The following is a 13,111-nucleotide window of genomic DNA, read 5'->3' as shown; positions in this document are numbered from 1 at the left end:
TCTCATATGTATAACTATAATTTAATTTTCACATATCTAATTAACATTTTTTTCAAAAAATAGTATTTTTATTTATGTTAATTGGGTGTAAACTATTAAGTGAGAGAATTTTTGTATGACTAATATGAGGTGATTAATTTGACTAACTTTAAAATACTTTTTGATGATATAACAAAAATCAAATTTGATGCTATTGTAAATGCTGCGAATGCATCTCTACTTGGCGGTGGAGGAGTTGATGGTGCTATTCACAAGGCTTGCGGTGAAAAACTATTAGATGAGTGTAGACAGCTAAACGGCTGTTTGACTGGCAGATCAAAATTAACAAGATCTTATAACTTGAGTGATCATGGTGTACATTGGGTAATACATACTGTAGGGCCCATTTACCGAAATAACGGCTCAGAGGAAAAATACTTAAGAAATGCTTATCGTTCTGTTTTTGAAATAGCAGCTAATTATTCTGAATTTTATTCAAAGCAGTGTAACGAAATTTTAAACAAAAATCTTTATCGCTTTAATACTGATAAACAAAGAGACTTTATACTAAAAGAACTCGATGATTATATTAATGATCATCCCATTAAAACTATTGCTTTACCATCTATAAGCACAGGTGCCTATTCCTATCCATTAAATGAAGCCTGCAATATCGCATTAGATGAAATTTTATCATTTATAAATGACTCTCCAGATACCTTTGATGAAATTGCAATGGTTTGTTTAGATGAAAAAACATATAATATGTATAAATCTTTGTATGAAGAAAGATTGCAAAAGTAAAAGAGAAGATAAATTATTATCTTCTCTTTTACTTTGCTTATTAAGCAGAATTATCATTAATTATTCAGTTAAAAATATGTGTATATTATTCTATCCTACGATATTATGCAAAATATCTATCTAATAATCCTTTAAATGCTTTTCCATGTCTAGCTTCATCTTTACACATTTCATGAACTGTATCATGAATTGCATCTAAGTTTAATTTCTTAGCAAGTGTTGCTAAATCTTTTTTACCTTGACATGCACCATGTTCTGCATCAACTCTAGCTTGTAAGTTAGCTTTTGTATCTGCTACTACTACTTCACCAAGTAATTCAGCAAATTTAGCAGCATGTTCTGCTTCTTCAAATGCTATTCTCTTATATGCTTCTGCAACTTCTGGATATCCTTCTCTATCAGCTTGTCTTGACATAGCTAAGTACATTCCAACTTCTGTACATTCTCCAACAAAGTTTGCTTGTAATCCATCAATTACTTCTTTGTCAACACCTTTAGCAACTCCGATTACATGTTCATCAGCAAAAGCTAGATCTCCGCTTTGTTCAACAAATTTTTCTGCTCCTACTCCACACACTGGACATTTTTCTGGAGCTGTTTCTCCTTCATAAATATAACCACACACTGTACAAACGAATTTTTTCATAATCTCTTCCTCCTAAAATTTTAATTTATTTATTTTTTATTTATATCATTTAATTTTATCTTTTGTTTTCTTGCTTTCTACATTTGTTATTATATAATAATAATTATCCGTTGTAAAGACTTTTTTTATAAATATTTCAAATTTTCCTGAAATACTTATTATTTACTGCTTAACTCCTATCACTCCTGTTTTGGCCACGATAACATTATATTGGGATCTACGATAAAAGATTCCTATAAATTAAAATTAAATTCATAAGTGCAAAAATATATAATATGCTCAATATACAGTCATACAAATGTTAATATTATCTGAAAATTTTATTATGTATATATGAACTTTATTGTTTATATACTTAAATTTACTGTATAATTGATTTATATTGAATTTTATAAGGAGTGTTTTTTATTGTTTGGATATGTTATTCCATTAAAAGCAGAAATGAAAGTAAAGGATTTTGCTAGATTTAAATGCTATTATTGTGGATTATGTTGCCATATAAAAAAAGAATTTGGTAATATACCGAGAATGTCTTTAAATTATGATATGACTTTTTTAGGTTTACTATTAGATGCATTAAATCCAGAAGAACTGGAAATTTCTCATCACAGATGTTCTCTTCACCCTACTGAAAAAAAAATAGTAATAGCTAATAATAAGGCGTTATCTTATGCCTCTGCTATGAATATATCCCTATTTTATTATAAACTGTTAGATGATGCTCATGATGATAAAAATTATAAAAGTAAATTTTTATCACTTCTTTTATTCCCTTATAAAAGAAAATTTCCTAGTTCAATCATTAAAATTAATAACAACATAGCGGAATCTTTAAATAAACTTTCCACTTTAGAAAATAGTAAATCATTTAATTCTATAGATGAAATATGTGATCCTTTTAGCGATTTAGTTGGCGGAATTTTACGTGATTATCCTTATAAATTAATCGATGACGGATTGGATTTAAGGAATACTTTATATAGATTAGGATATTCAATAGGAAAATGGATTTATCTAATAGATGCCTTAGATGATTTGAAATCTGATATGGAAAATAAAAAGTTTAATCCAATAAATTTCTTGTATAACAAAAATTCTTTAACATACGATAAATTTATGGAATTCATAAAGCCTAAGATAGAATTTACAATTTTAAATTGTGGATATAGTTGTAAAGAAAACTTAGAAAAATTAAACCTAAAAAGAAATGAGGATATATTATATAATATAATTGAATTAGGTTTAATGGATAAATATATGAACATAATTAAAAATCCAGAAAATACAAATGAGACTAAAAGGAGAGATTTATAATGAATCCATATGAAATATTAGGTGTAAAGCCAGGTGCAAGTCAAGATGAAATAAAAAGTGCTTATAGAAAACTTATTAAGCAATACCATCCTGACCAATATGGTGATAATCCATTAAAAAATTTAGCGCAAGAGAAAATGATCGAAATTAATGAGGCTTATGAGGCATTAACAAAAAATCCTGGAAGTAACAGTTATAATTCCAATAGTACATCTAGTTATAACAATTCATCAAGTAACTCGTATGATTTTCAAGAAATAAGAAGACTTATTCAATCTGGAAATTATGCAGCAGCTGAAAGTCGTTTAAATTCTATAAATAACAAATCTGCTGAATGGCATTATTTATATGGTGCAATAATGCTCAACAAAGGCTGGTTTGATTCAGCCCTTGATCATATGACTACAGCCGTTAATATGGATCCAAATAACTTTGAATATAGGCAAGGCTTAAATTCTTTAAGGCAAAGAGGTAATAATTATTCAAACCCTTACTATAGAACCACAAATTCTAGTAATGCTGACATGTGTAATTGTTGTATAAATCTTTGGTGTCTTGATTCCTTATGCGAATGTGCTGGCGGAGATTTAATTGGCTGCTGCTAATATAAATATGATGAACTCTTTTATTTTATAATATATGTTCTAAACATTATAATTCATTCTTTATAAAATTATCTGACTACTACTACATTAGGCTATACTTTAAGGTAGACTTCTATGAATTAAACATTTTAGAACATATATAAGCTGCATTTATTTAGTGAGGTGAATATCTTATGAAGGCAAAATATATAGCTGAAAATGGAATAACTATAGCATTAACATTAATTATACTTTATGCTGCTTCTATACTTCCAGTAAGCACTTTAACAATATTGACAATAGCTTCTTGCTTAATTCCTATCTCAATAATAAGAACTTCAATAAAAAATACTATACTAGTTTATGTTGCCTCAAGTATTCTTGGTTTATTTTTGATCCCAACTAATATTGCCGTCTATTATGTGTCATTCTTTGGAATTTATGGAATAGTAAAATATTTTTCAGAAAAACTTAGAAATATTCCACTGGAATTGTTTTTTAAATTAATTGCTTTTAATGCATCACTTCTAGTAATTTATTTTATTTTTACTAATCTTTTAGCTGATTTTAACATTGACTATCCTTTATATATGATATGGATTGCTGGACAAATTGTATTTTTAGTTTATGATTACGCGTTGACTATTATCATAAGTTTCTATTTGAAGCGAATACATAATAACATATAGACGAATTAAGAGTATAAGAAATAAATCATATTAATTTCTTATGCTCTTAATATATATTTACATATACTTTCTAATATCCTCATTCTAACTAATATCATTTCAATTACTTTCATGATTAATTAATTTATATTTCTGCTATTTCATAATCGCTTGAACTTTTTTATTACTGCTCATATATTCCTATATTTCATAATCAAATTATTTAGAAATTCTACTGTTCTTATAGGTGCTTTTCCTATGGACGTTTCCCCTGCTAAAAGAAATCCAGTAGCTCCGATTTTTATGAAATTATATATGCTTTCTACTTCTGAAATCGATGGCATTTTTCCATTTTTCATGCTATTAAGGATATGCGTAGCTATAATTATCTCCTTATCTTTATCTCCTAGAACTTCTTTTATTATTCTTTCTTCATAAATAGGAGTATCTTCTATGGATGTTTCTGGAATCAAATCCCCCCTGCCTATAACAATTCCATCTGCTTCACCTAAAATGCTTTTTATATTATTAACTCCATTTAATGTTTCTATTTTAGCCCAAATTTTAGGCTTAAATTGATTTGATTTTCTGCTATTTAGAAATAATTTAACATCATCAATATCTTTCTTTTCCTCAACGAACGATTGGCATATTATATCTACTTTATTGTTAACTCCCCAAACTATTGCATCCTTATCATTTTCATTTAGTGGCAACTCTTTTCTTTCAAGATTCTTTATATTGCAACCCTTCCATTTTCTAATAACTCCTCCCCGAATTGTAATTGCCTTTATTAACCCATCAACTTTATCTATGATATCGAAAGTCATCGTATTATCCTTTATTCCTATTTGTTTATAATCTTTTTCATTCAAAATTTTGTTTTTTATATTTAATGGAATAACTTTAATTTTATTTTTACTATTTTTTACTACTTCACTATATTTGTCTTCTCCACAAAAATAAATTACTTCTCCATTATAAACTTTGAAAATATATTGGAATTTACCAGACACTCTAACCTTAGTTCCTGAAAGATCTAGTATTACTTGGATATCACTCTTTATATCTTTAGCCATTTCTAAAAATTCTAAAAATTCTTCTGCGCTTCCGTGTATAAAGTTAAATCGTAAAGCATTTACTCCACTCTCTATTATCCCCTTAAGTACGGCTCTATCTTTTACATTAGGGCCTACTGTTCCTATTATATACATAAACCAATCTCCCAAATTATCTCTACTTTTTATTCATATTATAGAATCTTCGTAATTATCACTTATTAGCTTAATTGAAAAGTTCTAAAAAATAACTAAAAGAATAAATTTAATAGTATATAACGTATTTCTAGGAGGTATACTTTTGAAAAAATTAACTTTTGCTTTCACAATTTTATTTCTCTGTTTCACTTTGAGCAGCTGCGCTCTTCAAAGTCCTAAATACATAAACTTTTCAGTAAAACCAAGTAATCATTATTATATTGATGAAATTAAAGCTAAAATTTTAAATAATCAAAACTTCACGCTTTATGTATTTGATACTAACCTATATAAGGAAATAGAGGTTCCAAGTGAAGAGAATCCCATAATTGAAGATTTTGTTTCATCCCTAACAACTGTTAATTATTCTGACGAATCAGTTGATACAAAAGAACCTTTCAGAATAAAAATACTTTTTGAAGATAATAGCCAATATCTATTCAAGATTTTTAATGATTCAACTATATCAGTTTCACCTTGGGATGGAAATTACAAGGAAGATATTATATCAATTAAAGATTTACCGCTAAGATACAATCCATTCGATTTTTGTAATCATATAGCTAATAAACCTTTATCAAAATAGATATTTTTATAAACAAATCAAGGCACATTTATTTTAATTTATATACACATAAGTTAGAAAATGTGAATATTAACTTAAGTTATAAATATCCGACACTAAGTTTTATTTTAGTATACTTATATAAGTATCTTATGATATGATTATATTATTAAAATTTGCATAACATATTTTTATATTATTCCAAGTTAATCTACAATAAATTAGATAATTTTATTACTATAAACCTTAAATTAAATTGGAGGTTAAATTATATGCTTAAAGTGGACTTTCACGTTCATACATCTTCTTCAGATGGAACGCTATCCCCTAATGAAGTGGTTAAAAGGGCCCATGATAATAATGTTAAGTACTTAGCTATAACTGATCATGATACCTTAAGTGGTTTAGATGAAGCTATTGAAGAAAGCTTAAAATATGATATCACGCTAATTCCTGGAATTGAATTATCAACTCAACACAATAATGAAAGTGTACATCTTTTAGGATTTTTTAGAGATAATAACTTTAAAAATGATGATCTTATTAGAGAATTAATTAATATTAAGGATCATAGAATAATGAGAGCTAAGCTTATGGTTGATAAGCTAAAAGATGAATTTAACATAGAAGTTAGTTTTGAAAAAATTCTAAAAGAAGCTAATGATACTATTGCAAGACCTCATATTGCTAGAGAAATAGTTAATTGTGGATATCCTTATAACCTAGAGGAAATTTTCAATAAATTTATTGGAAAAGGTTGTAAAGCATATGTCCCAACCTTAAAACTTTCTACTAGTGACGGATTGAAATTACTAAAAAGATATAATGCTCTTGTATTCTTAGCCCACCCTAAATTAGTAAATGATTCTAATATCGATGAATTATTGCTAATGAATTTTGATGGGATTGAATCAATTTATTTTCAAAATACACAAGATGAAACTTCCAGATTCCTATCTTTAGCAGATGAACACAATTTGTTAGTTTCTTGTGGTTCCGATTTTCACGGTGATTTAAAATCAGATGATCGTCATGGGGATATTGGCTGTATGCAATTTCCTAGTAACTATTTATCGAAATTTCTATCCGCTTTAGATCTACCACTATTATGATATTAGGTGATTAAATCAACTATCAATAAAAAAAGATATTATCAGTCCTTAGACTTGATAATATCTTTTTTCTTAATTTATTGAGATTAAGCCTCTATTAAAAAAGCTTTATATCCCTTCATTGTTTCAAATATATCAACTTTACTTGCAACTTCCCAAGGTGCATGCATATTGTGAAGTGCAACTCCACAATCTATTACTTCCATATTATATTGAGCCAATATATATGCAATTGTTCCACCGCCACCAGCATCAACTTTTCCAAGCTCTGCAGTTTGAATTGAAACATTATGCTTTTCCATTATATTTCTAAGCTCTGCCATATACTCAGCACTAGCATCATTAGAACCTGATTTTCCTCTAGCTCCAGTATATTTGTTAAATACCATTCCTTTTCCAAAGAATGCAGAATTCTTCTTTTCCATTACTGATGGGTAATTAGGATCAAAAGCTGCACTAACATCAGATGATAGCATCTTTGAATTAGTAAGACATCTTCTTAATTTAAGATCAGAATATCCTTCAATTCTATCAATGATTTCTGCAACTATATTTTCAAAAAATCTTGAGTGCATTCCAGTTGCTCCGATACTACCAACTTCTTCTTTGTCAACCAATAGGCAGCAGCAAGTTTTATCAGGCTCTTTTATTTCAAACATAGCCATTAGTGAAGTATATGAACACACTCTATCATCGTGCCCATAAGCCATAACCATACTTCTATCTAAACCATAATCTCTAGCCTTTCCAGCTGGTACAATCTCAATTTCAGCAGATAAAAAGTCTTCTTCTTCAAAGTCATATTTTTCCTTTAATAATTTTAATATATTTCCCTTAACAGCATCTTTTTTGCTTCCCTTTAAAGGCATACTTCCAACTAATACATTAAGATCTTCACCTTCTACTACCTTGTCAGCCTTTTTACCCATTTGATCTCCTGCTAAATGAATTAAAAGATCAGACACTCCAACAACAGGATCATTATCATCTTCACCTATGCAAATATCGATTACAGTCCCATCTTTCTTTGCTACCACTCCGTGTAATGCTAGTGGCAATGTAACCCATTGATATTTTTTAATTCCGCCGTAATAATGCGTATCAAGTAAAGCTAACTCACTATCCTCATAAAGTGGATTTTGCTTAAGATCTAATCTTGGTGAATCAATGTGAGCTCCTAATATCTTTAGCCCTTTTTCTATAGATTCACTTCCTACAATAAACAACGCAACAGCTTTTCCTTTGTTATTTGCAAAAACCTTGTCACCTGATTTTAATTGTTTATTATTTTTTATAATTTCCTCTATATCTTCATAGCCTTCAGCTTTAGCTAATCTAAGTACTTCCTTAACACATTCTCTTTCAGTTTTACATTTAGACATAAAATTCTTATATCCTTCACAAAACTCGAATATGCTTTTTACTTCTTTCTCATCATATTTATTCCATGCATTTTTGCTTAAATCTTTTTTTTCATTTTCCATAGTCAATCCTCCTTTTGATGATAAATATATATCTCATATTCTAAGCATTTCAAATCATTTACTTAGACTTGAGTTATGTAAAAATAGTTACATACTATATTAATCATTAAGCTCATTCATTCTATTTTCAATTACATCAACTGGTGTAATTTTAGACATTAATGCGTGTCTATAATTTACTGCTGCTGCTTCTATAATAACCGCGATATTTCTACCTGGTCTAATAGGAACCGTTAATTTCTTCACGTTAATTCCTAGTATATTCATATATTCATTATCTATTCCTAGCCTATCATAATCATTGTCATCTTTCCAATGTTCAAAATGCATAACTAGCCTTATCTCTTTCTCTTGAACTACTGAACTTAATCCATATAGTGTTGTAACATCAATTATGCCAAGGCCTCTGACCTCTAACATTCCAACAGTTATTTTAGGTGATCTTCCTATTAGCTGTCCATCTATGTCCTTTATATCAACTGCATCATCTGTGACAAGCCTATGTCCCCTTTTTATCAACTCTAATGCAGTTTCACTCTTTCCTATTCCACTCTCTCCAGTAATCAATATTCCTATACCAGATACATCTACCAAAACTCCATGCAATCTTGTTTCTGGTGCAAGCTTATCAGCTAGGTATATTGTAGTTTTGCTTATAAATTGTGTAGTAACTAAATTACTTCTAACAAACCATATATTGTGCTTTTTTGCTTCCTTTATGAACTCTGGATGTGGCTCCAATCCTCTAGTTATGATTAAGCAATTTATGTCAAAGCTAAAATATTTTTTAACTCTTTTTTTCCTTAATTCAATTTGCATATAATCTAAGAAACTCCATTCTGCTTTACCTATAACCTGGATTCTCTCTGGAGCAAAATAATTATAAAAACCTGCAAGCTGTAGCCCAGGTCTATTTATATCATTTACTGAAATTTCAACATCTTCTTTTCCTTCTACAAGCACTTCTAAGTTTAAATCATCAATTAACTTTTTAACTAAAACACCCAATTCTCATCATCCCTTTTTCTTATTGTTAAGTTCTATACCTTCTAATTGCGCTCTAAAATTTTTCTTAACATTATCTATATATCTTTTCCTTAATCTACTTTGCAAATCTTTCTCTTCATTACTCAATTCTCTCTCTTGACTAGTCTTATATAATGAATTGATTTTCTCTATAACTTCTTCTATTTTAGCATTTTCAATGTCCATCATATTTTCATCCTTTCTATCCGTATATCAATAATTTTACCATTTAAAATAATATAATCAACCCGAATTTTTTCGACACCATTTATTCTTCTTCGTAATCGTTTGTCGAACGCTTCACCTGTAAAATATATACAATTATGTTCTATGCAGGTATGAATCTACTAGAAAAACAAATTATTAACCGTTTTATTAAACATTTCTGCAAATTATTGTCATTAATTGTATTATGAAATATTTTTACAAATTTTCTTTTCTTGTTTATAATAATCATATAACAAAAACCAAGTCTGATAAAAAGAGGTGTTAGTATGAAAACTTGGGTAATTTTTAAACTAAAATGTAATATTGTACTTAGGAAAACCCTACTTAATTTATTATTATTGTTTTTTTCACCAAGTAAAACATTTATAGTTGATTTATCTCAAAATTTGGACAAGTACATTGTCTTATATCAAAAAGAATTAATGTCAATATATTATAAGCAACATAACTCTAAATCTGTAAAAAACATAGCTGCTTAAAATATAGCAATAAATAAAATATAAAAATAGCTACTTTTATAAGAACTAGAATATTTAATTATAACTTTAGTTTTATGTTAATATAACTGAATACCAAACTAGATATATGTTTGGTATTTTCTTTTTGTTTATATTTTATTGTACATAAAAAAACACCTCTAATAGAGGTGTTGAATTCAATCATAGCTCCCAACATGCCGTTCACCTATATATTCAAGTCCTGCGCCTCGCAGGTGGGTTAAACTCAATTCACTCCTGTCTTCTACTGACACAATCCTGTGATTTTAATGAAGCCTGACATTTATGAATATATTGTAAATCCCGATAATGTAATGTAGGTTGAATATCATAAGCTTTACGCACATCTCAGGAAATCTATGATTTAATTATAACATAAGGAAATATATTTTCAATAGTATTTTAATACCAGTTTTACTCATAGTAATCGTTTAAAATATCTTCCATTTCTATATCTGTTAACTCTTCAGAAAATGCTGCTATAAACTTGAAATATCCACTATTCCCATTTTCCATTCCGAATTCTTTATATTTAGATTCTAATTCAAACTCATCCGTTATTTCTTCCATTATTGAATCTACATTATCTACAGCGATATCTTTTAGGTAAGGAATGTAATATTCATTATACCATTCATCACTTTCTGGTTCAAAATCACTTTCTTCAGTTGAGTATGCCTTTGCAGCACTTATTTCTTCCTTATCGAAATCATAATAAAATTTTATTATCACATAATTGCTTTTGTGTTTTATCTCCTCAACCTCTGCTAAGTCATTGTCTTCCAAAAAATCAATTATTTCTGAACTCTTCATTCAATTTCACTCCTATTTAATACAATAATTTCTTATACTCTTTCTTTATTTCCTCAAATTCCTTATCATCTTCCACAAGGTTTAATTCTTCATTGCCTTCTTCATTAATATCTATTCTAAATGCAAACATATCATCACACTTTTCATCTACTGGTGATAGTAACAAATATCCTTGTTCCTCTAAATATATCTTTGCAATAGCTTCAAAATCAACTTTATTTCCATTTTCATCTTTAAACGACATTATTTCTTTTTCTTCCAAAATATTCACCTCATTGTATTCTAATTTGAAATTGTTTTTCTTAAGATTCTTAGTCAAATAACATTTAACATACTTCTCAATTTTACAACTTTAAATTTATTCTATCCTTATTATATGATATTTAGTATTTTTGTCTATATTTTTTTTATTATTTTCTATAACTTTCCATATAATTTAAACAAACAAAGCTGAATGCATCTAAATATCATGCACTCAGCTTTAAATATGAACATCTCTATTATATTCTATAAATTATAAGTACTAATTATCCTTATCTCTGTAAAGCTCTTTGAGTCTTGAATTCTCCAAAAACATTATAAATATTTTTCTTCCTTGCTTTTGCCATAGCTTTAACTATTGCATATGCTATTATGCTATCTGCTGAATGATGTAATATTGCACCAACAACTGTAACTATCAATGCAGGATAAACAGCAATCGAGAATCCTATAAATGGTATTGTAACTAGAGCTTCTAAGATTCCATGGATTGGAGCTGTTATTGCTATTGCCTTAACATAACTTTTATTTTTCATAATTATCATTGCTCCAACATATCCTACAACTATATGAGTTGCCGCCCTTGCTACTACTGGTGCTGGTGTTCCAGCTATTAAAAATCCAATTGTAGAACCTATTCCAACTACAGCTGCCACAAAAGGCGATATCAACATTGATAACATCATAGGTACATGAGCCGCTAATGTTGCAGTAAAGTATGGTGGAATAACTATTCTTAAAAACCCAAACTGAATAGGAATTATTATTGCTAATGCTGTAAGTAATCCGGCATACACCATTTGTTTTATTTTATTATTCATTATATTTTCTCCTCCTCTTGCATCACATGTATATACACTAGTATATAGCATGTCTAATTATAAGTAAATGCATTTGACAAAATATATTTGTATTTATATATCAGACTTAAGCTAATTTATGTAGCACTATCATAATATTGAATTTATTTCAATTAACTCTTATAATTGTAATTATGTTAAATTTAATATTTAGTGATCTTTACTCATATTATCTTTAAAAATTTTATATTTATACAAGGAGATTTAAGATGGAAAAAATATATATTCTCGGCACTGGTTCAGCAATGGTTACAAAATGCTATAATACATGTTTTACTTTTTCTAATGAAGACGAACACTTCCTTATTGATGCAGGTGGTGGTAATACAATACTATCAAATCTAGAAAAGTTAAATATACCAATTAATAAAATACATAATATGTTTATATCTCATAATCATAATGATCATATACTAGGAAGCATTTGGGTTATCCGTGCTGTAGCACAAAGCATACTAAATGATAAATACTCTGGAAATTTAAATATCTATTGCCATAAAACTTCAATAGATGCTATAAAATCAATTTCTTCGTTTGTGCTTCAAAAAAAATTTTTAAAATTATTTGATGATAGAATATTATTTAATGGAATTGAGGATAACTATACAGCAACTATATTAAATAGAAAAACTACTTTCTTCGATATAAAAAGCACAAAAGATCTACAACATGGATTCACAGCAACATTAAATAATGGTAAATCTCTAACATTTTTAGGTGACGAACCTTATAGAGAAACTGTGAAGAAATATTGTGCTAATGTAGATTATTTATTCCATGAAGCATTTTGCCTTTACTCCCAAAAAGAAATATTTAAACCATATGAAAAACACCATGCTACTGCAAAAGATGCTTGCCAAAATGCACAGGACCTAAATGTTAAAAATGTTATTTTGTATCATACAGAGGATAAAAATCTAGAGAATAGAAAAGAATTGTACATAAATGAAGGTAAAGAAGTATTCAGCGGAAAAATATACATGCCTGATGATTTAGATATAATAGAATTATAAT

At 28.2% G+C, this 13,111-nt stretch carries 15 protein-coding genes and 1 other RNA gene; 7 read left to right on the top strand and 9 right to left on the bottom strand.

From position 1 onward, the window contains the following. Positions 1-138 precede the first annotated feature (138 nt). Positions 139-783 (top strand): macro domain-containing protein, encoded by a 645-nt coding sequence (locus PZA12_RS07560; RefSeq protein ID WP_077845030.1) that lies wholly within the window; start codon positions 139-141, stop codon positions 781-783. A gap of 103 nt (positions 784-886) precedes the next feature. Here PZA12_RS07560 and PZA12_RS07555 read toward each other — a convergent pair whose 3' ends face one another. Further along, complete coding sequence (locus tag PZA12_RS07555) at positions 887-1,429, bottom strand: NADH peroxidase (RefSeq protein WP_011968748.1); 543 nt, start codon at positions 1,427-1,429, stop codon at positions 887-889. 408 nt (positions 1,430-1,837) lie between these two features. Between PZA12_RS07555 and PZA12_RS07550 the strand changes: the two genes are divergently transcribed. The 3 genes from PZA12_RS07550 to PZA12_RS07540 all read left to right on the top strand — a co-directional run bounded on the left by PZA12_RS07550 (position 1,838) and on the right by PZA12_RS07540 (position 4,016). Then, complete coding sequence (locus PZA12_RS07550; RefSeq protein ID WP_103697715.1) at positions 1,838-2,743, top strand: DUF5685 family protein; 906 nt, start codon at positions 1,838-1,840, stop codon at positions 2,741-2,743. After that, complete coding sequence (locus PZA12_RS07545; RefSeq protein WP_077845028.1) at positions 2,743-3,348, top strand: J domain-containing protein; 606 nt, start codon at positions 2,743-2,745, stop codon at positions 3,346-3,348. The genes PZA12_RS07550 and PZA12_RS07545 overlap by 1 nt, the downstream gene beginning before the upstream one ends. 173 nt (positions 3,349-3,521) lie before the next feature. Continuing rightward, positions 3,522-4,016: a hypothetical protein gene (locus PZA12_RS07540; RefSeq protein WP_077839769.1), complete on the top strand. Its 495-nt coding sequence runs from the start codon at positions 3,522-3,524 to the stop codon at positions 4,014-4,016. A 170-nt stretch (positions 4,017-4,186) separates the two neighbouring features. On the opposite strand, the gene PZA12_RS07535 is transcribed toward PZA12_RS07540, so the two are convergent. Further along, a complete protein-coding gene (locus tag PZA12_RS07535; RefSeq protein WP_103697714.1) occupies positions 4,187-5,209 on the bottom strand; it encodes a pyruvate kinase in 1,023 nt (340 codons plus the stop codon). A 145-nt stretch (positions 5,210-5,354) separates the two neighbouring features. Here PZA12_RS07535 and PZA12_RS07530 point away from each other — a divergent pair, with 145 nt between their 5' ends. Both PZA12_RS07530 and PZA12_RS07525 read left to right on the top strand, forming a co-directional pair. Next, on the top strand, positions 5,355-5,837 hold the full coding sequence (locus PZA12_RS07530) for a DUF4883 family protein (protein WP_077845025.1): 483 nt from the start codon (positions 5,355-5,357) through the stop codon (positions 5,835-5,837). Between the two features lie 251 nt (positions 5,838-6,088). Next, the gene (locus PZA12_RS07525; protein WP_078115018.1) at positions 6,089-6,928 is read left to right on the top strand and encodes a PHP domain-containing protein; all 840 of its coding nucleotides are present in this window, start codon (positions 6,089-6,091) and stop codon (positions 6,926-6,928) included. Between the two features lie 86 nt (positions 6,929-7,014). Here the strand turns inward: PZA12_RS07525 and PZA12_RS07520 are convergent, their stop codons facing one another. The 7 genes from PZA12_RS07520 to PZA12_RS07490 all read right to left on the bottom strand — a co-directional run bounded on the left by PZA12_RS07520 (position 7,015) and on the right by PZA12_RS07490 (position 12,058). Then, positions 7,015-8,412 (bottom strand): aminopeptidase, encoded by a 1,398-nt coding sequence (locus tag PZA12_RS07520; protein WP_078115017.1) that lies wholly within the window; start codon positions 8,410-8,412, stop codon positions 7,015-7,017. 99 nt (positions 8,413-8,511) lie between these two features. Then, entirely contained in the window at positions 8,512-9,420 is a 909-nt protein-coding gene (gene hprK, locus PZA12_RS07515; protein ID WP_011968740.1) for an HPr(Ser) kinase/phosphatase, read from the bottom strand. Between the two features lie 6 nt (positions 9,421-9,426). Continuing rightward, positions 9,427-9,624 (bottom strand): DUF896 domain-containing protein, encoded by a 198-nt coding sequence (locus PZA12_RS07510; RefSeq protein WP_078115016.1) that lies wholly within the window; start codon positions 9,622-9,624, stop codon positions 9,427-9,429. A 703-nt stretch (positions 9,625-10,327) separates the two neighbouring features. After that, positions 10,328-10,521: non-coding RNA, 6S RNA (gene ssrS / locus PZA12_RS07505), on the bottom strand. 56 nt (positions 10,522-10,577) lie between these two features. Continuing rightward, positions 10,578-10,976 (bottom strand): hypothetical protein, encoded by a 399-nt coding sequence (locus PZA12_RS07500; RefSeq protein ID WP_077305567.1) that lies wholly within the window; start codon positions 10,974-10,976, stop codon positions 10,578-10,580. Between the two features lie 16 nt (positions 10,977-10,992). Then, positions 10,993-11,238, bottom strand: coding sequence for a DUF1292 domain-containing protein (locus PZA12_RS07495; protein ID WP_011968737.1), 246 nt, complete (start codon positions 11,236-11,238; stop codon positions 10,993-10,995). A 271-nt stretch (positions 11,239-11,509) separates the two neighbouring features. After that, the gene (locus PZA12_RS07490; protein WP_103697712.1) at positions 11,510-12,058 is read right to left on the bottom strand and encodes an ECF transporter S component; all 549 of its coding nucleotides are present in this window, start codon (positions 12,056-12,058) and stop codon (positions 11,510-11,512) included. A 248-nt stretch (positions 12,059-12,306) separates the two neighbouring features. Here PZA12_RS07490 and PZA12_RS07485 point away from each other — a divergent pair, with 248 nt between their 5' ends. Next, positions 12,307-13,110, top strand: a complete 804-nt coding sequence (locus PZA12_RS07485) for an MBL fold metallo-hydrolase (RefSeq protein WP_103697711.1) — start codon at positions 12,307-12,309, stop codon at positions 13,108-13,110. The last annotated feature ends 1 nt before the right edge of the window (position 13,111 follow it).

The organism is Clostridium beijerinckii, from assembly GCF_036699995.1.
Taxonomy (GTDB): Bacteria; Bacillota; Clostridia; order Clostridiales; family Clostridiaceae; genus Clostridium; species Clostridium helianthi.
This window is presented reverse-complemented; position numbering and strand designations above follow the sequence as displayed.